At 60.8% G+C, this 20,485-nt stretch carries 23 protein-coding genes; 14 read left to right on the top strand and 9 right to left on the bottom strand.

Translation table 11 applies throughout. The features are described 5' to 3' along the window. Positions 1–8: 8 nt before the first annotated feature. The 3 genes from MW046_RS11150 to MW046_RS11140 all read right to left on the bottom strand — a co-directional run bounded on the left by MW046_RS11150 (position 9) and on the right by MW046_RS11140 (position 1,380). Positions 9–722 carry a hypothetical protein gene (locus tag MW046_RS11150; protein ID WP_247993178.1) on the bottom strand — a complete coding sequence of 238 codons (714 nt, stop codon included), beginning with the start codon at positions 720–722 and terminating at the stop codon, positions 9–11. A gap of 68 nt (positions 723–790) precedes the next feature. Next, the gene (locus MW046_RS11145) at positions 791–1,069 is read right to left on the bottom strand and encodes a UPF0058 family protein (RefSeq protein WP_124955008.1); all 279 of its coding nucleotides are present in this window, start codon (positions 1,067–1,069) and stop codon (positions 791–793) included. Between the two features lie 98 nt (positions 1,070–1,167). After that, on the bottom strand, positions 1,168–1,380 hold the full coding sequence (locus MW046_RS11140) for a ribbon-helix-helix domain-containing protein (RefSeq protein ID WP_124955007.1): 213 nt from the start codon (positions 1,378–1,380) through the stop codon (positions 1,168–1,170). A gap of 200 nt (positions 1,381–1,580) precedes the next feature. On the opposite strand from MW046_RS11140, the gene MW046_RS11135 reads away from it, so the two are divergent. From MW046_RS11135 to menD, 3 genes are all read left to right on the top strand, one after another. Then, positions 1,581–2,177, top strand: coding sequence for a sulfite oxidase-like oxidoreductase (locus tag MW046_RS11135; protein ID WP_247993177.1), 597 nt, complete (start codon positions 1,581–1,583; stop codon positions 2,175–2,177). Between the two features lie 101 nt (positions 2,178–2,278). Continuing rightward, on the top strand, positions 2,279–3,640 hold the full coding sequence (locus MW046_RS11130; RefSeq protein ID WP_247993176.1) for an isochorismate synthase: 1,362 nt from the start codon (positions 2,279–2,281) through the stop codon (positions 3,638–3,640). Positions 3,641–3,654: 14 nt separating this feature from the next. Continuing rightward, the gene (gene menD / locus MW046_RS11125) at positions 3,655–5,394 is read left to right on the top strand and encodes a 2-succinyl-5-enolpyruvyl-6-hydroxy-3-cyclohexene-1-carboxylic-acid synthase (RefSeq protein ID WP_247993175.1); all 1,740 of its coding nucleotides are present in this window, start codon (positions 3,655–3,657) and stop codon (positions 5,392–5,394) included. A 14-nt stretch (positions 5,395–5,408) separates the two neighbouring features. Here menD and MW046_RS11120 read toward each other — a convergent pair whose 3' ends face one another. Continuing rightward, on the bottom strand, positions 5,409–5,642 hold the full coding sequence (locus tag MW046_RS11120; RefSeq protein WP_247993174.1) for a DUF8066 domain-containing protein: 234 nt from the start codon (positions 5,640–5,642) through the stop codon (positions 5,409–5,411). Between the two features lie 110 nt (positions 5,643–5,752). On the opposite strand from MW046_RS11120, the gene MW046_RS11115 reads away from it, so the two are divergent. Genes MW046_RS11115 through MW046_RS11095 form a run of 5 tightly spaced genes read left to right on the top strand, consistent with a single transcriptional unit; the run spans position 5,753 to position 10,923 of the window. Further along, positions 5,753–6,640, top strand: coding sequence for a 1,4-dihydroxy-2-naphthoyl-CoA synthase (locus tag MW046_RS11115; RefSeq protein ID WP_247993173.1), 888 nt, complete (start codon positions 5,753–5,755; stop codon positions 6,638–6,640). A gap of 1 nt (position 6,641) precedes the next feature. Continuing rightward, a complete protein-coding gene (locus MW046_RS11110) occupies positions 6,642–7,571 on the top strand; it encodes a 1,4-dihydroxy-2-naphthoate polyprenyltransferase (RefSeq protein WP_247993172.1) in 930 nt (309 codons plus the stop codon). Between the two features lie 4 nt (positions 7,572–7,575). Further along, entirely contained in the window at positions 7,576–8,682 is a 1,107-nt protein-coding gene (locus tag MW046_RS11105; protein WP_247993171.1) for a mandelate racemase/muconate lactonizing enzyme family protein, read from the top strand. Next, complete coding sequence (locus MW046_RS11100; RefSeq protein WP_247993170.1) at positions 8,675–10,141, top strand: class I adenylate-forming enzyme family protein; 1,467 nt, start codon at positions 8,675–8,677, stop codon at positions 10,139–10,141. Before MW046_RS11105 ends, MW046_RS11100 begins: the two co-directional genes overlap by 8 nt. Before the next feature lie 23 nt (positions 10,142–10,164). Then, positions 10,165–10,923, top strand: a complete 759-nt coding sequence (locus tag MW046_RS11095; protein WP_247993169.1) for an NRDE family protein — start codon at positions 10,165–10,167, stop codon at positions 10,921–10,923. Between the two features lie 44 nt (positions 10,924–10,967). On the opposite strand, the gene lipP1 is transcribed toward MW046_RS11095, so the two are convergent. Further along, positions 10,968–11,906 (bottom strand): LipP1 family hormone-sensitive lipase, encoded by a 939-nt coding sequence (gene lipP1 / locus MW046_RS11090; protein WP_247993168.1) that lies wholly within the window; start codon positions 11,904–11,906, stop codon positions 10,968–10,970. A 439-nt stretch (positions 11,907–12,345) separates the two neighbouring features. Here lipP1 and MW046_RS11085 point away from each other — a divergent pair, with 439 nt between their 5' ends. After that, on the top strand, positions 12,346–12,693 hold the full coding sequence (locus tag MW046_RS11085) for a helix-turn-helix transcriptional regulator (RefSeq protein ID WP_247993167.1): 348 nt from the start codon (positions 12,346–12,348) through the stop codon (positions 12,691–12,693). Positions 12,694–12,707: 14 nt separating this feature from the next. Here MW046_RS11085 and MW046_RS11080 read toward each other — a convergent pair whose 3' ends face one another. Beyond that, entirely contained in the window at positions 12,708–13,307 is a 600-nt protein-coding gene (locus MW046_RS11080) for a hypothetical protein (protein WP_247993166.1), read from the bottom strand. 34 nt (positions 13,308–13,341) lie between these two features. On the opposite strand from MW046_RS11080, the gene MW046_RS11075 reads away from it, so the two are divergent. Genes MW046_RS11075 through MW046_RS11065 form a run of 3 tightly spaced genes read left to right on the top strand, consistent with a single transcriptional unit; the run spans position 13,342 to position 15,289 of the window. Next, positions 13,342–14,007 (top strand): SCO family protein, encoded by a 666-nt coding sequence (locus tag MW046_RS11075; RefSeq protein WP_247993165.1) that lies wholly within the window; start codon positions 13,342–13,344, stop codon positions 14,005–14,007. A 7-nt stretch (positions 14,008–14,014) separates the two neighbouring features. After that, on the top strand, positions 14,015–14,578 hold the full coding sequence (locus MW046_RS11070; RefSeq protein ID WP_247993164.1) for a TlpA family protein disulfide reductase: 564 nt from the start codon (positions 14,015–14,017) through the stop codon (positions 14,576–14,578). Positions 14,579–14,593: 15 nt separating this feature from the next. Further along, positions 14,594–15,289 (top strand): cytochrome c biogenesis CcdA family protein, encoded by a 696-nt coding sequence (locus MW046_RS11065; RefSeq protein ID WP_247993163.1) that lies wholly within the window; start codon positions 14,594–14,596, stop codon positions 15,287–15,289. A gap of 532 nt (positions 15,290–15,821) precedes the next feature. On the opposite strand, the gene MW046_RS11060 is transcribed toward MW046_RS11065, so the two are convergent. Further along, positions 15,822–16,562 (bottom strand): HFX_2341 family transcriptional regulator domain-containing protein, encoded by a 741-nt coding sequence (locus MW046_RS11060; RefSeq protein WP_247993162.1) that lies wholly within the window; start codon positions 16,560–16,562, stop codon positions 15,822–15,824. A 146-nt stretch (positions 16,563–16,708) separates the two neighbouring features. Further along, positions 16,709–17,413, bottom strand: coding sequence for a helix-turn-helix domain-containing protein (locus MW046_RS11055; RefSeq protein WP_247993161.1), 705 nt, complete (start codon positions 17,411–17,413; stop codon positions 16,709–16,711). A gap of 86 nt (positions 17,414–17,499) precedes the next feature. Here MW046_RS11055 and radB point away from each other — a divergent pair, with 86 nt between their 5' ends. Both radB and MW046_RS11045 read left to right on the top strand, forming a co-directional pair. After that, positions 17,500–18,237: a DNA repair and recombination protein RadB gene (radB, locus tag MW046_RS11050; protein WP_247993160.1), complete on the top strand. Its 738-nt coding sequence runs from the start codon at positions 17,500–17,502 to the stop codon at positions 18,235–18,237. Between the two features lie 60 nt (positions 18,238–18,297). Beyond that, on the top strand, positions 18,298–19,023 hold the full coding sequence (locus tag MW046_RS11045) for a hypothetical protein (RefSeq protein ID WP_247993159.1): 726 nt from the start codon (positions 18,298–18,300) through the stop codon (positions 19,021–19,023). A gap of 9 nt (positions 19,024–19,032) precedes the next feature. Here MW046_RS11045 and larC read toward each other — a convergent pair whose 3' ends face one another. Next, the gene (gene larC, locus MW046_RS11040; RefSeq protein ID WP_247993158.1) at positions 19,033–20,394 is read right to left on the bottom strand and encodes a nickel pincer cofactor biosynthesis protein LarC; all 1,362 of its coding nucleotides are present in this window, start codon (positions 20,392–20,394) and stop codon (positions 19,033–19,035) included. Positions 20,395–20,485: the final 91 nt, after the last annotated feature.

The raw sequence follows: 20,485 nt of genomic DNA, 5'->3' as shown, positions 1-20,485 counted from the left end.
ACACACACTCAAACCATCGGATTTGACCTCCTCCACGCCCCGACCAGCGCCCGGAGCTGTTTGATGCCCGACGACCGAAGAGCAGTCAGGAACCGACGGCGTGCCCCAGTGAGCGCATCCTCGAGTGCAACCGACGCGTCCTCGAAAACACCCACTCCGTGACCGACGAGCACCCGCTCGGGAGCGAACTGCTCCAACACAGTCGGGGGAAACAACCGGGCGAGGAGGAACAGCGCGATCCGTTCTCTGCCCACTGTCCAGTCAGTACCAGTTCCGAGCACGTCGGGCGCGTACAGCGTCCGGTCGGACTGACGGTAGGCGATCCCCTCTTGCCATCCCGGTAGCGGACTGCATCGGTGGACGACGAAGCCGGAACTTCCGAGCGTCTGAGCGTAGCGTTCGATGGGTGCATCGACCCGCTCTGCGACACGATCCATCCACTGAGGAAGATACACCGGCACGTCGTGACGAGCCGCAACGACACCAGCATCCCGTGCATGATAGTTCGACAACACTGCCACGCCCGCAACCGCCCCAAGCTCACCGAGTAACTCGTCTACACCCGGCGCGTCGAGGGGATCGATCACCCACACGTCACCGTCGTTCCCGACGATCGCGTGGCTTGCCCGCACCCCATCCTCTTCGGGATGGGCGATCCAACCGACGCCTCGTTCCCATCGGTCGATCTCCTGATATGACTCCGCATCATGTCTGTGATACATTACGGAGAGTGCTTGCGACGCTACCAAAACCCTGTCGGCCGGCGTGATCGAACGCACGAAAAAGGTGGCTACAATTTCCGCTCGGCGTCGTCCGCGAGCTCCTGCATCCGCTTACCGATCCGTCCCGCGCTCGAAAACTCGTCTTCGCTCATCGCAGTCGCAAGCGCGTTCCCGAGGACGAATACGGCGTGTTTGTGCTCGCTTTTCGATTTGTGAACGTCATCGGGCGAGACATCGAGACCATCGTACGGATCGAACAGCGCGCTGTTGATGCCCTCCTGTCCACGGAAATACTCCATGATAATCACCATCTGCTGGTGTAACTCAAGAAGCTCGTCTTTATGCATGGGTGAAATAAATCGCGTTGTGGGCTTAAACGTTACCTCGAATATTCCCTGGGACACCACCCGTGGAACGATTCACCACCGCTTCGAGAGCCATCATGTCAGAACACGTATTCGTCGTCGTGTCCCATCATCCCGTCGTCTTCGAATCCTTGATCGTCTTCATCCATCGGACCGCTCGTTTTGTACGCCCGTACGCCCGCTGCCAACAGATCCTCGATCGCCTCTTCACGGTTAATGAACTCACCCTGATCGACCAACTGCGTGATCTGCATTTCGAGATGTTCCGGTATCGTGATCTCCATCTTTGGCATAGATATTCGACGGTTTGATAGTCGACTATATAACTCTGACGGGGAATATTCCCCCTACCGCAAAAACTCACCTGCGGTTCGAAAAAATATATTTTTATTATTTGCTTATAATTTTATTAAATAATAACGATCCGAGGATATTTTATTAGTGTCTGGTTCAGATCCGGTGCAGCTACCCGTGTTCGGGACGTATCGACGGTATGGAGTGTACGGATATGACGGAGGTTCATAAGGAGTTCGGTGGTGATCGATTACCTCCGGGGCAACGCGAAACGGAGGCGTTTCCGGTGCTTTCGAAAGACGGTGTTCCTTCGTGGGACCCCGAGACGTGGCAGTTTCACGTAGACGGCGCAGTCAAGCGCGAGCTATCGCTGTCTCTCTCGGAGTTTCGATCGCTTCCCCACGAAACACAGCGGCAGGACTTTCACTGTGTGACGGGGTGGAGCCGCCTCGGCTGTGAGTTCACGGGGGTCAAATTCCCGACGATCGCCGAACGAGCTGGCGTAACTGACGCTGCCGAATCCGTCATGTTCACCGCGCTCGATGGGTATACGACGTCGCTACCGTTGTCTGATTGCTTGCGGGATGACGTGTTGTTCGCGTGGGCACTCGACGGATCGGAACTCTCCGAAGAACACGGTGGGCCGCTTCGGGTGGTAACACCGCACAAGTACGCCTACAAGGGCGCAAAGTGGGTCACCGGCATCGAGTTTCTGACCGACCACGAACGTGGCTACTGGGAAAAACGGGGATATTCGGACACCGCAAACCCGTGGCAGGAGAACAGATACAGTTAGGGAGGTGCCTGACGAGAGCGCTTCGTGTTCTGAGGACGCAGTGAGGCGCAGGAGGCTGTCAAAACGGTACAATTACTGTTCCGGAGGCTATATTTTGCGCAATGAGTCGACTCCGTGGTGGAGAGTCGGTGGCTTCGTTCGAAGGATCCTTAGTGAGCCGCTCGATACCGATCGATCCGCCGTCGTTTCAGGCTGTACTCCAAGCGGCACCCGCACCACGGACGGTGTGGGCTGCACCGAACGACGCCAGCATCGAATCCACTGAGAACGACCGAGACCCGACGATCGTCGGGAGCGGCGCAGCAGCCGTATTACGCGCTGATGGGCCGGCTCGGTTCGAGCGTATTCGGAATCAGGCGGACGCATTGGTCGCTGATAGTGATACAGACACTACATGGGCCGCCCGTCCGCGGCTGTTCGGGGGGTTTGCGTTCCACGATGATCACGAGCCTGCCCCACCATGGACGGGGTTTTCGGGCGCGCAGTTCGTCCTGCCACGGATTCAGATCACGTGGGGCGATGACGCTGCGTGGCTCACCACTAACGCAGTCGGTGACGCACCAGCGCTCGAAACGAGAATCGAACGGGCACACCGGTGGGTTTCATCACTGTCTGCGACCGGGCCGACGGCCGATCCACCAGGAATACACCACCGCGAACGTTTGACCGATCGATCGACGTGGCGAACGGCGGTTACGGCGTCGATCGACCGAATCCGTGCCGGGGAGCTCAGGAAAGTCGTTCTCGCTCAGGCGCTTCGAGCCACTCTGGATGGTGAACTTTCGGTTGCCGATACCCTCTGTCGGCTCCGTGAGTCGTATCCGGACTGTTTCGGGTTTCTCGTGGACGCGACCGACGGGCGATACTTCCTCGGAGCCACGCCAGAACGGCTCGTCTCGCTCCAAGGGCGATCGGTCCATACTGGTGCACTCGCTGGAACGACTGGCCGTGGCAACACCCCTACCGAAGACGACCGGTTGGCCCGCACATTGCGGGAGAGCGAGAAGAACGCCCACGAACACGATCTCGTCGTAAACGCCATTCGAGAACAACTCGATCCGTTCACGAGGCAGATCACCACCGGCGACCGGCGAGTGAGACGGCTTGCGACGGTACAACACCTCGAAACCCCGCTATCAGCTACGCTCGCGCGCGATGAACACGTACTGTCGCTCGTGGAGGCACTCCATCCGACGCCCGCCGTCGGTGGATTGCCACCCGATCGGGCGCTCACCACCATCCGTACGACCGAGCCGTTCGATCGAGGGTGGTACGCTGCTCCAGTCGGATGGTTCGACACCGAAGGAAACGGATCGTTCGCGGTCGCCCTTCGTTCGACCGTTGCAACCCGGGACGTGGCGACGTTGTTCGCAGGGGTTGGCATCGTCTCGGACAGCGATCCCGATGACGAGTGGGACGAGGTGCAACTGAAATACCGGCCTGTGCTCGACGCGCTGCAGTAGTGTGTACATCTAATATGCGCTTTTCAAACCGAAATACTCTGTGGGGAACCGTCATCGCAGATGAGCTTCATAATGCCGGGGTACGAGCCGTGTCGCTCGCGCCGGGCAGCCGGTGTACGCCGTTGACAGTCGCAGTCGCCGAGCACGAGCGGATCGATCCGTACTCACACCTCGATGAGCGCTCGGCAGCCTTTTTCGCGCTCGGACGGGCGAAACACACAGACATCCCGATGCCAGTGGTGTGTACCTCCGGCACGGCAGCGGCGAACTTCCACCCCGCGGTGATCGAGGCCGACGAGGCCCGCGTTCCGATGGTGGTGCTCACGGCCGACCGTCCGCGGGTGCTGCAAGACAGCGGGGCGAATCAGACCGTCGATCAGGAGCGGTTGTACGGGGACGCAGTGCGGACTTACCGAACGCTTCCGGAACCAGCCGTTGACGACCGAAAGCTCAGATCGCTTCGAACGGCCATTGCGCGGGCGGTGGCCACGGCGATGGGTCCGGATCCGGGACCAGTGCATCTCAACGTCCCGTTCGAAAAGCCGCTCGAACCCGTTCCGACTGACGACATTTCGGAGGCGTTCGTCGAAGAGCACCCGCTCGCGGTGTCAGGACGGGATGGACCGTTCGTCGACGTGTCGACCGCTACACCCGCGCCCGATCCCGAAACGATCGTCGCGCTCACGGACGCGATCGAAACCGCCCAGCGCGGCCTGATCGTTACTGGACCCGACAGCCCACTGTCTGGAACGAAGCTGGCCCAGCTCGCAGAAGCGACCGGCTTTCCCGTGCTGGCCGATCCGCTGTCAGGCCATCGGTTCGGTGCGCACGTCGATCGTGTCCCGGTGTGTGGAGGGTATGACTCGTATCTCGACGCGTTCGAAACAGCTCCGGACGTTATCGTTCGGTTCGGCGCGTCACCCACCTCGAAAACGCTGCGCCAGTATCTTCGAGACGCACCAGCCAGACAGATCGTCGTGGATCCAGCAGGCGGGTGGCCGGAGGCATCGTTCACCGCGACCGACCTCCTCACTGCCGATCCCACGCGCTTCGTCGAAGCGATCACCGACCGACTCAGCCGAACGGACGTCAACCGATCATGGCGCGACCGATTCACCCGCACGGAAGCACGCTACTGGTCGCTCATCGGCGAGGAAGCGACCGACTTCGAGGGCGGTATACTGTACGACGTCACGACGCTCGCGCCCGATCCGAGCACGCTGTTCGTCTCGAACAGCATGCCAGTTCGGGATCTCGATCGGTTCGGGAAACCACGCCCGGCGTCGGTCGCCGCGCTCGGAAACCGTGGTGCCAGCGGGATCGACGGAATTACGAGCAGTGCGCTCGGCGCGGCAAGCGCGGGCACCGAACCGTTCGTGCTCGTCATCGGTGATCTCGCGTACTACCACGACATGAACGGACTGCTCGCGGTCGGTCGGTGTGGCGTGGACGCGACGATCGTGCTCGTGAACAACGACGGGGGCGGGATCTTCCACCTCCTCCCGATCGAGGAGTACGATCCACCGTTTACCGACTTCTTCAACACACCCCACGGACTAGATTTCGAACCGACCGGCGATCTGTACGGGCTGGAGTTCGAACGCGTCGATTCGCGCGAGGCGTTCCGAGCGGCGTACCGACGATCGCTCGACAGCGACGGCACGCAGGTGATCGAGATCGGCATCAACGGCGAACAGAGCCACCGCCACCGCGAGCGACTCCACGAACGTGTGACGGAGCACGTTGCAAACTGAGCCGCTGAGCGCGATCACGATCGGTTTCGGTCGGAACCGTTCGGACGGTCCGACGGTCCTCGTTCGACCGCACTGGCAATCCGTTCGACGGCCCGAACGAACCGCAACCCGAGATACAGAACGCCCAGCGAACTTATCAGCGATACGAGCACGATGAGCGTCGACAATGCCTGATTGAAGAACAGCCCGACGAGAAACGCGACGCCAATGCCGATGACGGCCACGACGTACATCCATTCGTCCGTCATTGTTAACTATGCTAGCCATAGCAATTAGCAAATAAACAATTGTTGGTCGTGGTTGGGTGACACCATCAGCGACGAGGAATCTTTTTGCGCCGTCCGTTCCGAGATCCGTCATGGTTTCGGAGCTGTTCGATCCGGAGGTGTGGGAAGAGATCACCACCTTCGACTTTCGGGATATCACGTATCATCGAGCACTCGATCAGGGAACGGTTCGGATCGCATTCGATCGGCCCGGGGTTCGCAACGCGTTCCGTCCGGGGACGGTCGACGAACTGTACACGGCGCTCGATCACGCCAAGCGCCAAACTGACGTGGGCTGTGTGTTGCTCACGGGCAATGGTCCATCACCGAAAGACGGTGGGTGGGCGTTCTGTTCCGGCGGCGACCAGACGATCCGAGGGGAAGACGGCTACCAGTACACGGACGACGAGGACGAAGGGCAGTCGACGGGACGACTCCATATTCTGGAGGTACAGCGACTCATCCGACACATTCCGAAGCCGGTGATCGCCGTCGTGCCGGGGTGGGCGGTGGGCGGGGGCCACAGCCTCCACGTGGTTTGTGACCTGACGATCGCAAGCGACGAGCACGCTCGGTTCAAACAGACCGATCCCGACGTGGCGAGTTTCGACGGCGGCTTTGGATCCGCGTATCTCGCTAATCAGGTCGGGCAGAAAAAGGCCCGCGAGATCTTCTTTCTGGGTAAGGAGTACTCCGCACAGGACGCAGCCGAAATGGGGATGGTCAACGAAGCCGTCGCTCACGAGCAACTGGAAGACACCGCCCTCGAATGGGGAAACACCATCAACGGCAAATCACCAACGGCCATACGGATGCTGAAATACGCGTTCAACCTCGACACCGATGGGATGGTCGGCCAACAGGTGTTTGCCGGTGAGGCGACCCGACTGGCGTATATGACTGACGAGGCACAGGAAGGGCGGGACGCCTTCGTCGAAGGACGGGCGCCAGATTTCTCTGACGTACCGTGGCATTACTAAGATGACCGAAGTGTCGAGTACGAAGGCGTGGCTGATGGCCGCACGACCCCAGACGCTTCCTGCGGGTGCGTCACCCGTGATCGTGGGGACCGGTCTGGCGCTCCAGCGCGACGTGTTCAGCCCGCTGCCAGCGTGTATGGCGCTGCTCGGCGCGCTGCTCATACAGATCGGGACGAACTTCGCAAACGACTACTACGACGCGATGAAGGGCGCTGACACCGACGACCGCGAGGGGTTCACGCGGGTCACCCAATCGGGACTCATCGATCCAGAATCAGTCAAGCGCGCGATGTATCTCACGTTCGTCGCTGCGATCCTCGTCGGCGTGTATCTCGTCTACGTCGGTGGCGCACCGATCGTCGTCGTCGGGCTGTCCTCGATCGTGGCGGGCATCCTCTACACCGGGGGACCCTACCCATACGGGTACCGTGGACTGGGCGATCTCTTCGTGTTCGTCTTTTTCGGGCTAGTGGCCGTCACCGGGACGTACTACGTGCAGGCCGCCGCGACGCTCGCCGCGCCGCTGTCGCTCGGGTTGCCAGAGGGCACCGTTCCGCCCATCGCGGTGGCCGCGAGCCTCCCGGCTGCCGGGTTGTCGACCACGATCCTCGTGGTGAACAACATCCGAGATCGGGAGACTGACGCTGCCACCGGAAAACGAACGCTCGCCGTCATGCTCGGCTATCGGTGGAGCCGCGTAGAATTTCTGGCGATGATGGGGTTGGCCTACGTCGTGCCGATCGGGTTCGTCCTCTCGGGCAACAGCGTAGTGGTGTTGTTACCGCTGCTCACGGCCCCTCTGGCCGTAGCGCTCTCCTCGACCGTGCTCACCGAAACGAGCGGGCCTGCGCTCAACCGCGCGCTCGAAACGACAGGAAAACTGCTTGCAAGCCACTCCGTGCTGTTCGCCGTCGGGCTTGCGCTCGCGTGAGACGATGACGTGTACAGTACGATTCGAACGGTTCGCGGTGGCGCTGTCCGATCCGCTCACGACCGCGAGCGCGACGATCACACGTCGGGAGGGGTTTTTGGTCCGGATCGAAACCGAAACGCGATGTGGGATCGGAGAGGCGACGCCGCTTGACGGCTGGACTGAATCGATCGAAGACTGTCGAGCCGCGCTCGAACGGATCGAAGACGGCTGGACGTTCGAGACGTGTCCATCCAGTCACGCCGTCGATGCGGCGTTCGGGGACGTTCTGCGCTCGGCTCCGGCGGCGCGTCACGGACTCACGCTCGCGTGTCTGGATCTCCGGGCAAAGCGGGCACGACAGCCGCTGTATCGGTATCTCGGTGGTCGGGAACACATCGACTCAGTGCCCGTGAACGCGACGATCGGTGACGGAACGGTGGCCGAAACCGTAACGGCTGCCGAGAACGCGGTCGATCGTGGCTACTCCTGTTTGAAATGTAAGGTTGGCGCGCGCTCGGTCACTGAGGATGTGAGCCGGCTGCGCGCCGTCCGCTCGGCTGTCGGTCCAACGGTTGAGCTTCGTGGCGATGCGAACGGGGCGTGGAGCCGCAAACAAGCCACCACTGCGCTCGAGGCGTTCGAAGACGCGGGTGTGAGCTACGTCGAACAGCCGCTTGCCTCGACGGATATCGAGGGCCACGCCATCCTGCGAACGGAAACCGACATCGGCGTGGCGTTAGATGAGACCGTGCGGACCACATCGATCACACGGGTGCTCGCTGCCCGGGCGGCGGACGTACTGGTAATAAAGCCGATGGTGCTGGGCGGCGTCGACCGGGCGCACGCCACCGCCCGACTGGCGCGAGCGGTGCGAGCCGACGTTACTCCCGTCGTGACGACCACCATCGACGCTGCGTACGCCCGTGCAGGGGCGATCCACGTCGGGGCTGCCATCCCGAACGTGGCCGCGTGTGGACTAGCTACTGGCGAGCTGCTGGACACCGATCTCGCCTGTGGCCCATCGGTTACACGGGGACAGATCGCCGTTCCACAGACGGCTGGCGTCGGTGTCCGTGGCGAAACCGCAACCGGCAACTCCGTCGGACGCTCAAAAGCAACCGATGCGTGATTGGCTCTCCCACCGGGCCGTCGTATCGCCCGATGCGACAGCTCTCATCGCGTCGACGACTGGCGCGAGCGAAACGTACGCCGCGCTCGATGTGGCTGTCGAGGAACTGGCTGCTCGATTGACAGCACTCGCTGTCACCGACGGGACCATCGGGATCGTACTCCACTCCCGATCGGCTGCCGTCCGGATCGTTCATGCCGCAATGCGCGTCGGTGCTGTCGTGATCCCGTTCGACCCCGATGGGACCGAGTCGGAGCTTACAGAGCAGTTCGAGCACGCCGATCCCGACTGTCTCATCTGTGAGCGGGCGACCGAGCAGCTCGTCACTGCCGTCGATCCGTCGGTCCCCGTTCGATCGGTCGATTCGGGCGGAAAGATCCGGGCGCTTGCCGAGGAACCGCAAGCACCGATCGACGTCCACGAGTGGCAGTTCGATGATCCGCTCGTCATGCTGTTCACCTCGGGGACGACCGGACACCCCAAACTCGTCGTACTGACGGTCGGTAACATCTTTATGAGCGCCGTCGCCTCGGCCGATCGGCTCGGCGTGCTTCCGACGGATCGGTGGTGTTCCCCGCTCGGGGTGCATCATATGGGTGGACTCGCACCGATCTACCGAGCAGTGATCGATGGAACCTGTCTCTTGCTCGCCCCGACGGATCCTGAACCGTTGCTCGACGCGCTGACGGAATACGAAGCCACCGGCGTCTCGCTCGTGCCCATCGTGCTCGATCGGCTCCTCGATGCGGGGACGCTTCCCGACTCGCTTCGGAGCGTCCTCCTCGGTGGCGCACCGGCTACTGAAGCACTGATCGGACGATGTGACGATCGGAACATCCCGGTCTGTCCGACGTATGGAATGACCGAAGCTGCCTCTCAGATCACTACCGCCCGGCCAAGCGAGGCGACGGCGACCCCCGGAACCGTCGGGCGGCCGCTGTTTCTGACGGCTGTCACCGTGGTCGATTCCAGCGGTACCCCGGTTCCGGCCGGTGAGCGCGGGGAAATCGTTGTCTCCGGACCTACCGTTACGCCCGGCTACTACGAGGATCCACAAGCGACGGCGGCGGCGTTCTGTGAATACGGGTTTCGAACCGGCGACATCGGCTATCTCGACACGGACCACCGGCTGTGGATAGAAGGACGGGTGGACGACCGCATCGTCACCGGCGGCGAAACCGTCGATCCCAACGAGATCGTTGGGGTGTTGTGTGATCATCCCGCGATCACCGACGCGGCAGTCGTCGGCGTTGCTGACGAAGAGTGGGGCGAACGAATCGGCGTGTTGCTCGAACGATCGGACACCGTCAAAAAGCAGGCGATCGATGCTCACTGTCGATCCCGGTTGTCGAGCCACAAGCGGCCTCGGATCATCGCATTCGGATCGATCCCGAGAACCGCATCGGGAACTATTGACCGCAAAGCGGTTCGCGAACGCTTGACGGCGCGCACGACTTAACGCCACGTCACCTCTGTTGAGGCGTGTGTACTCTCATCATCGCGTGGCAAGTCTTCGAGAAGACACCGATCCTCCTCGGGGCGAATCGAGACGAACTGTACGACCGGCCGTCACACCCACCACGGATCATCGACCGGGACCCGCAGGTGCTCGCACCGATCGACGAGGAAAGCGGTGGCACATGGATCGGGTACAACGAAAACGGGGTGGTGGCCGCCATCACGAACGGTTGGGTCGATGCCGATCTCGACGGCGAGCGGTCTCGTGGGCTACTCGTCCGTGATGCACTCGAACGACAGAACGCGACTGCTGCTTGTCGCACCGTCGAGCGCGAGTTGGACACCCGGACGTACGACGCGTTCAACCTCCTCGTCGCCGACGAGAACAGCGCACTTCTCATCGAATACGACGGGCGACCGTCAGTGTCCACGCTGTCACCGGGCGTCCACGTCGTCATGAACGTCGGATACGACACGGAGTACGCCATTCACTCAGCCCGTCCCGATGCGAGCCGCCAGCAGGCCGAAAACGGCCGCCGACTCTACGAACACCTCCAACCACGACCCGCCGAGTCAGCACAGAGGTGGCACGAGCGTGTCGCGAACGCTCTGTCGGACCACGAATTCGGCGTCTGCATCCACGGCGACGGCTTTGGCACTCGGTCGTCATCACTCATCCGTATCGACAGCGACGGCCGGGATCAGTATGCGTTCGCGGACGGTCCTCCCTGTCGAACCGACTTCGAACGGATCGACGAACAGCTCGCGTCTCGGCAGCACTGAACGGAAATAGGTCGTGTGCTGTTCGTCGGTACACGATCGACCCGTTAGGGATGCAACTCGCGCCGGAGATAGGCGGCGATCTCCTCGATACCGTCGTGGGCGCGGTCGACGATTCCTTCCATGGTGAGAAAGCCGTGGATCATCGACTCGTAGTTGGTGTGGGAGACATCGACGCCGGCATCACGAAGTCGGTCGGCGTACGCGATTCCCTCGTCGCGGAGCGGATCGTATCCACACGTGAGGACGAACGCCGGCGGCAGTTCCGAGAGATCACGCGCCTGAAGCGGGAATGCGAGCGGATTGTGCGCGTCGAACGAGTCTTCGATGTAATGTCCGACGAACCAAACGAGATCCTCGGCCGTGAGGAAATACCCCGACGCGTTCTCAGCGCGTGAATCCATGGGTTCGAAAGAAGCGGTCGACGGGTAGAGAAGGATCTGACGATCGATGGCAACCATACCGCGATCGCGGGCGAGCAGCGACACTGTGGCCGAAAGGTTCCCACCCGCGCTATCGCCAGCAACCGCTAGCCGCGTGCCGTCACCCCCGAACCGGTCGGCGTTGCGTGAGAGCCACCGAGTCGCCGCATAACAGTCTTCAAGCGCCGCTGGCCACGGATGTTCCGGCGCGAGGCGGTACTCGATCGAAACCACAAGACACGACGATTTCTGTGCGAGGAGGCGACAGAGGTTATCGTAGGCATCGACGCTTCCGAGAACGAACCCCCCGCCGTGGAAGAAGGCGACGACAGGAAACGGTCCCTCCCCCTCAGGGATGTACGCTCGGGCCGGTAGATTCCGGTCTTCGGCGTCGATGGTGAAATCCGTCACCTCACCCACAGAAACCGGGTCGTCGCCGGCGAGACCGATCATCGTTTCGAGCTCCTGCCTCGATTCGGAAACGTCCTCCCCCGAGAGCGTGATGTCGTAATCGTTTACGAGTTCGAGAATAACGTCGACTTGGGGATCCAGTTCGCCTCTCACAACGGTTCACCAACCGTGATGGATCGAACTGTGATGTATCTCGTTCTCGTACCGATAGATACCATACACCGACGAGACAGTCACATATCATGAATCCATCGGTTCGTATCTAGTGAATGTCTCCGGCAGGAGGACAACGGTGACACGGAGATCGATCGGGAATGTTCGGTACCACCTCCAGAGCGGTAGTTGACAAAGCAGGTGAACTACCTTACCGCTCGCCTGACGGCTTGCGCTTGAGGGTAGGACTTCCTGCTTCCACAACGCGGCAGATACGGATGTATCCACAGGAGCGAAGCGACCGAGTAGCGCAGTGACATCCTCCCCGTCGTAAATGACGGGATCGCGCAAATCGCGGATCGATTTGCTGGATCCGAGAAATAGGGAGGGGACCTAGCGCCTGCGTTAAGTTAAACCGTCCACAGCCCAAATGCGCATCATGAGCGTTACAGCCGATGAGGACGACCTTTCGGATGACGAACGCGCAGGTCTTGCGCTCATCCGCGAGACGGGCGGAATCCATCAAAGCGATTTCTGGAAAGAACTCGACGTATCGTCCCGAACCGGCAGTCGGATCGTCGAATCGCTAGCCGAACAGGGACTCATTCAGCGCGAGGATGCAGTGTACAACGGACACAACACGTACTATCTCACGCCTGCAACGCGAGATCTGGATTTCTCGTTGCTCATGGCGGGTGATATGCTGTCGCCGTTCGTCGCCGACGACGAAGTAGAGCCGAACAGCGACGCCTTCTCCCAGTGGATCATGAACCTGGCGTATCGGTGATCGACGGGAGTCTACTATCGATCGCCGACGACCGTCACTCGATCCGTTCCGGCGTATCCGTGTTCACTGTTCTCCGAGCGTTCCCACACGAGCTTTCCAACTGACGTATCCCTGTCGAATCCCGTTCCATCGACCCGGAAGTGCAACATGAGAGCGTCGCACCCCTCAGATGCCTCGAAAACGTGCCCATCGTGGACGGGTCGTGTACCCCCGCCGTTCTCGACGGTGTCGGGCGCACCAAACCGGTACCGCACGGCCCGCTCGGTCGGATCGAAAGCAGTCGATGAACCGTCAGTCTCGATCGTCGTGGGGAGCACAGCCACCGGAACGAGCCCGCGACAGCCCCCGGCGATTCGGTTTCGGTCGCTTCCCGGCCGGATGTCGATGGCCAGTTCGTCGGGAAAATGAGCCGCCGCGCGCTGACTCACCAGTCCGATCGTTCCTCCCCCGACTGCGATTCCGAGACCGGTTTTGAGAACGTTTCGCCGACTTCTCACGCGCCCTTGTTCGCGGAACGTCATGAACAGCCGACTGTACTCGGAGTGCTTTTGTAACCGTTCTGGCGCGATCATCGAACGGCAGGAGGCCACTCGTTCGTTCGTGAATCGAACCAAACAGGCCTTATCCCTCGGACCCACCTAGGGAGATATGAAGCGGCGGAGGGTTCTCAAATCGCTCGCAGTCACCGGAACGGGGACATTGGGAGCAGTTGCTGGTTGTCTCGGTGGTGCGTTGGATCCCAATCCGAACGTGACGCTCGACCAGCCCGAGGAATATTCTGATAAATACCCATATCGGAATTGGAACGATCGGCTTCCGGACGTGACGGTTCCGGCACCGACCGACGGGAAGTCGATATCGATCAGGGAAATCGATACGCCGGTTCTCACGACGTTCTTTTTCAGTCACTGTCGAACCGTCTGCCCGCTGCTCGTCGGCGCTCTGCAGAAGGTACAGATGGACTCGATCAAGAACGGATACGCCGATTCGGTCACCTTCGTGCCGATAACGTTCGATCCGGCGCGTGACGACGCCAAACGGCTCGAAGCGTACACCGAAAAGATGAATATCGCCACTGATGTGGACAATTGGAAATTTCTTCGGCCAGAATCAGAACAGCGCGCCAAAGAAGTCATCCAAAAGAAGTTTGGTGTGAAGTTCAAAAAGGATCCGATGGAAAACAACGACGGTTACATGTTCACGCATACGATGGTAGTCGTGCTCGCCAACGCCGACGGCTACGTCGAACGGGCGTACAGAGAGAGATCTCCGAACACAGAGCAGATCATCGACGATCTGAAAAAACTACGGTGAGCCACGGATGGAATCGGACTCGGGAGGGGCCGTCAGTCGCCGACAGCTGTTAGCCGGGCTTAGCGGTGTAGGGATTCTCGGTGCCAGCGCGTGGTTCGGTACTCGAACGCTGTCCGACACCGACGGGTCAGGGCTACCGATCGAGATCAGGACGATCGACGCCCGTGGTTCCACATCGGGAACGAACCGAATACCGGCAGCCGATACCGTGACGGTGATCGATCTGTTCGCAACGTGGTGTGCGCCCTGCATCGAACAGATGGAGGCGTTGACGGCAGTCACCAAAGAGTACGGTGGCGACTCGGCCGTCACGTTCGTTTCCGTGACGAACGAACACGTCGGCGAGACGCTCACCCGTGATGACATCCGTCAGTGGTGGCAGCGACACGGCGGCAACTGGACGGTCGGCCTCGATCCCGAGAGCGATCTCATGTCGGCGCTCAACGCCAGTCGATTGCCGTACGTCGCTATCAGCGACGCCGATGGAACGATCACGTGGCAACACGACGGAGTGACGACGGCGGAAACGCTCCGGTCGAACATCGAAACCGCGCTCGGAAACGATGGGTGATCCCGACCGGTGGTAATGATCGGCTCAGCGACTTTTACCGGTGCGCTCGTGTTCGCGGTAACGGGGGGTATCGCCACCTTCTTCGCACCGTGTGCGTTCCCGCTTTTGCCGGGATACGTCGGCTATTTCCTCCATCACGAGGACACCAGACGAACGGGCGTCGTTTTCCCCGCCGTTCTCGCTGCCACGAGCGCGCTCACCGTTCTCGGTGGGATCGGTGTGGTCGGCTTCACGTTGGGGCGGACGGTGCTCCAACATCTGCCGCTGCTCGAACCGATCGTCGGGATCGCACTGATCGCGTTCGGTGTGCTGTTGCTCAGTGGCCATGCGCCCGAACTCCGGATTCAACTGCCCGAACGTTCCGGCTCCGTGCTCGGATTCGGCCTGTTCGGCGCAGCATACGCCGCCGCCGCAGCGGGGTGTGTCGTTCCGGTCCTCCTCGGTGTCCTGACCCAAGCGCTCGCGTTTCCCCCGCTTCAAGCCACAATCATCTTCGGAGCGTACGCGCTAGCCGTCGCTCTCCCGCTCGTGGGAATGACGTTGCTGGCCACGGTCGGAACCGACGTGTGGCGACAGCTCGGTCACTTTACTGACCACTTCCAAACGATCGCAGCAGTGGCGATGATTCTGGCCGGCATTGGACAGTTGTATCTCTCGGTGGTCGTTCTCGATGTCCTCAGCCTCCTCCCAGCAACTACACTCGTTCGGTGAGCCAGACACTACAACCCTAGAATTAAACAAAAACGGCGTATATGGCGGCGCACGATTCCTATTTGATTGCTCACACGCTCTGTCTCACACGCTCCGTCCCCCGAACGGGGGGACGGTTCCCAGCGAACGGTGATGATGATGCCCCAGCCTAATCCGAACACGAGGGACCGGTAACTGCACGAACGGAAGGCCAAAGCGAGAGGCGGGGATCGCAACCGATCCGATCGCACGGATGTTTGTGAGCCCACGAGCCGATCTCCACAACGGCGTGTTCGATCGATCGGGGATCGACTGAGGCATCATCAACTGAACAATGGATCCACTACTAGTTCAATTCTATCGCGTGACATGAATCGCTATCCATCCTATCGATGGTATTGGTAGCATGAATACTATCGCTACTATCTATATTGATCCCAGTTGTATCGAGGACTCCTCGGGTTCGAGTGTCACTCCGAACGATCACACACGGACGCAAGTCGAATGGCGGAGAACAGAGATGGAAACGCGTCGTCGCTACTCCAGAGAGCGCTCATATCTTGTGTCGGAACGCACGCAGCGCGTTCCGACCGGTATCAGTAAGTGTGACCTGCTTTTGTCGCCCGACCGTGTTCACCTCGATGTAGTGATTTTCTTTGAGTGGATCGATGATGTTGGCGTTGAGCAAGGCGAACTTCGCCTTGTCGTTTGCGGGTTGATTTTCCGAAACGAACGAGAGTTCGTTCTCCTCGGCGTACTCGATGATGTCCTTTTTCTTCGGCGTGTATATCTCGGTCGATTCCGATGCAAGAAAGTCCATCGCTGCCACCTGATCCCTCGTGGGGGACTCGATCGGGTAGGTCGGGAGCACTTCGTCGTCGACGTACCCGTAGCTTTGGCGTTCGGCACGATCGGCGTGGGCGTATCCTTCGGGGTGGACGTAGTACGCCGTCGCGTCGGTCGCCATACACGCGATGGTCGCACCGACCGCCGAGAGTTTCGACCCGCTTGAGACGTTGACGCGAACGATGTCGTCCGCGTGTTCTGAAACCAGCGTGGTGACATCGCCCAACACATCGTACACGTCCATGAGATCGACCGTCCGCGAACGGGGTTCGATGCCCGTCTCGACGAGTTCCTCTTTGAGCGTCTCGTGGTAATCCGGCTTGTCCGCCACCGGTTCGTCGTGTTCGAGGAGATAGATGACGTCAATATCGTACCGACACGCGGGCCCCAACACCCGATCGTACTCGTATCCCAGCGGCGCTATGTGTACCTCATCAATAGTGTTCATACTGTGTAACATGAATTCGTGGTATTAAATCCATTACTCTTCCACGACTGGGGATAGATAGTGTACCGTCTGTCACACGCCAATATTCATACATATTGTTGAAATGTCCGTTGGTGCGATCATGTTGTTATTGTTATGTTTCACAATCACGGCGATATTCGGAGCCGTTCGAGCATTTCGTCCAGTTCGAGCGCTGTCACCGCGAGCGAGTAGCCGTCAACGGCAGCCAGTGCGGTCGCGTGGTCCCACAGTTCCTCGGACGTAAGTCCGTGGAGAACCACGGCAGTCGGCGTCGGTGAAACGACGCGCAACGCGACGAGTGGGGATTCTCCCCGCGTAACGTTGGTGAAGACGAGAACGCGGTTGGTCGATTGGCCGTACAGCCGGTAGAATCCCTCGCTGGAGAGCCGTGTAATGGCTTCGATGGAGTCGATGACGGTGTGGCCAGCGATCGTCGTTCTGTCACCGTCGACTAGCTCCGTGGCCTCGACGGTGTCGTGAAACTCTTCGATCGACGTCGGTGTCGGATACTCTCGCAAGTCGTGGACCACGTCGCCTTCGAACCCGGCCGAAAGCACGCGAGTGTATCGGTGGATGTGTTCGCCGCCGCTCGCCTCGTCGATGTCGAGCAACGCCTCAATGATGCGTCGAACGACCGCGATGCCGGGGCTTTGTCGACGGCCGCTCTCGTAATCGGATACGACGGACGGCGAGACATCGAGCTGTTGTGCGAGCGCGGTTTGGGAGACGCCAAAGTCATCGCGCCACTTGCGAAGCGTGGTTCCTGGATCGTCGCTCAGAACGACCTCTCCGGCCATCCGTCGGGCCAGATCCGCACGCGAATCAGCCATGGTGAATCGGAGCAACGAGTGGGCAAAAGAATGACGACCGACGGACGGACCGTGGACGTTTTTACCCAGCCTCACCTATCAGAGGTGTGAGTTCTACCCCCATCACGACCGGCTGCTCTGCCATCGACGATCTGCTCGGTGGTGGTCTCGGCCGCGGTGCGATCACACAGCTGTACGGTCCGCCTGCCTCGGGGAAGACGAATCTCGCGCTTTCGGCGACGATCGAAACGGCAGCTGCGGGGGAACGCGTCCTGTATATCGACACCGAGGATCTTTCGATCGATCGGCTCGAACAGCTGGCATACGCGCGACTGGATCGCTCCTCGCGCGAAGCTGACGGTCGGACGGAAACGGAATCCGGCCCCGACATCGGTGATCTGACATCACGCGTGATCATTAGCGAAGCTCTCGAGTTTCAAGAACAGGAAGAGGCCGTCAAGGACGCCGAAGAGATCGCTCAAACGGTCGATCTCATCGTACTCGACAGCGCCACCGGCTTCTACCGCCTCGAACGCACCGAACGCGAAGACGGCGACGCGCTTCGAGCAGTCGCCCGGCAGGTCACACATCTGCTGTCGCTCGCCCGCCGGTACGATCTCGCAGTCCTCATCACCAATCAGGTGTTCACCGACCCCGATACGGAACAGGCACAACCGCTCGGCGGACACACACTCATGCACTGGTCTGGTACCGTCATCCGTCTCGAGCGGTTTCGGGGTGGCAACAGACGGGCACTGCTCGAAAAGCACCGATCGAAATCCACCGGCGAGCGCACACGGTTCCGAATCACTGACACGGGGATCGCTGCCACCGAAACACCGTGAGACTGGCGTCCGAAACTGGACGCCAGTAACGGTTTAATCGGACGAGCATCTACTCGATGTGTGATCGTCGTCGCCACATCGGATTTCGAGGTGTACCATGGAGTGGTGAACGAGCTTCGAGACCGGGGCGTGCAGTTCACCACTCGGGAGCCTGAAAGCCCCCTTCCGGAGGCAACAGAGCTGCTCATTACTGGTAGCGAGGACGAGTGGTCCGACGATCTCGGGATCGACATCGTCCGAGCCGACGCTGTGGAGTCACGGGCAGCCGTCGAACGCGCGCTTGCCGTGCTTCGCGGGAGTGGACGGACGATCGTTGGTATCGATCCCGGCGATCGGCCGGGGATCGCCGTGTTCTCCGGCGAGATGATCGTGGCGGCGTTTCACGTTCCGCTTACCGACGTGGCAGAAACGGTCGCTACGGAGATCGAGGGAGCGGTCGATCCGCTCGTTCGTATCGGCGACGGCGCACGGTTGAAGGGCACACGAATCATCGATGAGCTGCCGGACGTGCCGATCGAGCTGGTCGACGAGACGGGAACGACACCCTCACTCGGTACCGGTGCGCGGGGAATGGGGGACGTGCTTGCGGCCGCCAACATCGCCCAGATAACGGGCGATCCGATCCACAGCCGAGAGGTCGAACCGACGCCGGGCGAGCTACAAGCGATCAAACAGCGCTCACGCGAACAGAGCAACGGGGATCGGACCATCGACAAAGCACTCGCACGGCGGGTAGCGCTCGGTGAGCTGAGCATCGAGCAAGCGCTCGAACGACACCGCGACTGACCGTCACCCTCACCTCGCGGTACGGTCCGTTTCGATCGCGTCTTCCGCCCGTCTGAGAACGTCCCGCGTTGGGTGTCCCGTTTCCGACGCAACCGCTGCCGCGTCGTCGTACTCCGCGCTCACGTCGTACACCACTCCGTCGCTATCGCGTGCGATCTTGACCGACACGTCGTACGTCGTGCCCTCGATCTCCACGGTGGCCGTTTCGAACGAGCGGTCCGCGATGAACCGGTGATCGACACCGGTTTCTCGAACGCCGAGCGTTCCCGTCTCTTCGGCCAGCCGCCGAGCGACGCGTTCGGCGTCCTCGGGTTTGGTGATAACCTTCACGAGATGGCCGGGACGGGATTTCTTCATCGTGGCTGGAAGGATCGAAACGTCGCGCGCGCCAGCGTCCGAAAGCGACTCCTGTAGCCCCCCGAGCAGTTCGGGCGTGGCGTCATCGAGGTTCGTTTCGAGTACCCGGATATCATCTCGGATCAGCCTCCCACGCGATCGGCCGACGAGCGCACGAAGCACGTTCGGATGTTCGAGAAACTCGTGACTCCCAGCGCCGTATCCCGACCGTTCGATATCGAGCGTCGGAAGCGTCTCGACGCCGTCGGCGACCTCCGCGAGGATGGCAGCTCCCGTCGGTGTGAGCAGTTCACTGTCGACAGGCCCGCCACACAGCGCCCAGTCGGCCTGTTCGGCGATAGTGGCGACTGCCGGTGTGGGAACGGGATACGTACCGTGACTCATCGAGACCTCCCCCCCGCCGGTTGACAGCGGTGTCGTCACGACGCGCTCGACCCCGAGATCGTCGAACAGGAGCGCTGCCCCCACGATGTCCGCGATCGCGTCGTCAGCGCCGACTTCGTGGAAATGGGTTGCTTCGAGCGACGTGCCGTGAACCGACGCCTCCGCCTCCCCGAGTCGCCGGAAGATCGCCGTCGCAGTCGCCTCGACCGACGACGGTAGCTCCATCGATTCGACGATCTCGGTCACCTCCGGATAGGTCCGCAACGGACCGCCTCCCTCGGCGTGCTCATGCTCATGCACGTGATCGTTGGCGTGCTCATGCTCGTGATCGTGCTCATGCACGTGATCGTTGGCGTGCTCATGGTCATGATCGTGCTCATGCTCGTGATCGTGATCGGGGGCGTGATCGTGACTGTGGTCGTCCCCAGCGTCGTGCTCAGTGGCCGTCCGTCCGACGACAACGCGCGTCGATCGGATTCCGTTTTTCGTCGTCGCTCCAACATCGTATTCGACTGCAAGCGCGTGTTCGACGCGCGTGAGCAGATCGCGGTCAGCTCCTACGGCCAACAGCGCACCCACAATCATATCGCCGCTGGCACCCATCCGACCGTCGAACGCGAGCGTCTGCATACGGATCGATCGTGATCCGCCACGAAAAGCCGTGTGATCCCGACTGGAACGTTCGCGTAGTGCAATTCATGCCGATCGAACGTGATTTCAA

The organism is Halocatena salina, assembly GCF_023115355.1.
Lineage (GTDB): Archaea > Halobacteriota > Halobacteria > Halobacteriales > Haloarculaceae > Halocatena > Halocatena salina.
This window is presented reverse-complemented; position numbering and strand designations above follow the sequence as displayed.

What these genes read in the sequence shown, in the direction of transcription:
- MW046_RS11130 (WP_247993176.1), top strand. Translation starts at nt 2,279, where the DNA reads ATGAGTCGACTCCGTGGTGGAGAGTCGGTGGCTTCGTTCGAAGGATCC.
- MW046_RS11135 (WP_247993177.1), top strand. Translation starts at nt 1,581, where the DNA reads ATGGAGTGTACGGATATGACGGAGGTTCATAAGGAGTTCGGTGGTGAT.
- MW046_RS11120 (WP_247993174.1), bottom strand. Translation starts at nt 5,642, where the DNA reads ATGACGGACGAATGGATGTACGTCGTGGCCGTCATCGGCATTGGCGTC.
- larC (WP_247993158.1), bottom strand. Translation starts at nt 20,394, where the DNA reads ATGCAGACGCTCGCGTTCGACGGTCGGATGGGTGCCAGCGGCGATATG.
- MW046_RS11105 (WP_247993171.1), top strand. Translation starts at nt 7,576, where the DNA reads ATGACGTGTACAGTACGATTCGAACGGTTCGCGGTGGCGCTGTCCGAT.
- MW046_RS11070 (WP_247993164.1), top strand. Translation starts at nt 14,015, where the DNA reads ATGGAATCGGACTCGGGAGGGGCCGTCAGTCGCCGACAGCTGTTAGCC.
- MW046_RS11100 (WP_247993170.1), top strand. Translation starts at nt 8,675, where the DNA reads ATGCGTGATTGGCTCTCCCACCGGGCCGTCGTATCGCCCGATGCGACA.
- MW046_RS11085 (WP_247993167.1), top strand. Translation starts at nt 12,346, where the DNA reads ATGAGCGTTACAGCCGATGAGGACGACCTTTCGGATGACGAACGCGCA.
- MW046_RS11140 (WP_124955007.1), bottom strand. Translation starts at nt 1,380, where the DNA reads ATGCCAAAGATGGAGATCACGATACCGGAACATCTCGAAATGCAGATC.
- MW046_RS11060 (WP_247993162.1), bottom strand. Translation starts at nt 16,562, where the DNA reads ATGAACACTATTGATGAGGTACACATAGCGCCGCTGGGATACGAGTAC.
- MW046_RS11075 (WP_247993165.1), top strand. Translation starts at nt 13,342, where the DNA reads ATGAAGCGGCGGAGGGTTCTCAAATCGCTCGCAGTCACCGGAACGGGG.
- MW046_RS11110 (WP_247993172.1), top strand. Translation starts at nt 6,642, where the DNA reads ATGACCGAAGTGTCGAGTACGAAGGCGTGGCTGATGGCCGCACGACCC.
- menD (WP_247993175.1), top strand. Translation starts at nt 3,655, where the DNA reads ATGCGCTTTTCAAACCGAAATACTCTGTGGGGAACCGTCATCGCAGAT.
- MW046_RS11145 (WP_124955008.1), bottom strand. Translation starts at nt 1,069, where the DNA reads ATGCATAAAGACGAGCTTCTTGAGTTACACCAGCAGATGGTGATTATC.
- MW046_RS11150 (WP_247993178.1), bottom strand. Translation starts at nt 722, where the DNA reads ATGTATCACAGACATGATGCGGAGTCATATCAGGAGATCGACCGATGG.
- MW046_RS11115 (WP_247993173.1), top strand. Translation starts at nt 5,753, where the DNA reads ATGGTTTCGGAGCTGTTCGATCCGGAGGTGTGGGAAGAGATCACCACC.
- MW046_RS11055 (WP_247993161.1), bottom strand. Translation starts at nt 17,413, where the DNA reads ATGGCTGATTCGCGTGCGGATCTGGCCCGACGGATGGCCGGAGAGGTC.
- MW046_RS11065 (WP_247993163.1), top strand. Translation starts at nt 14,594, where the DNA reads ATGATCGGCTCAGCGACTTTTACCGGTGCGCTCGTGTTCGCGGTAACG.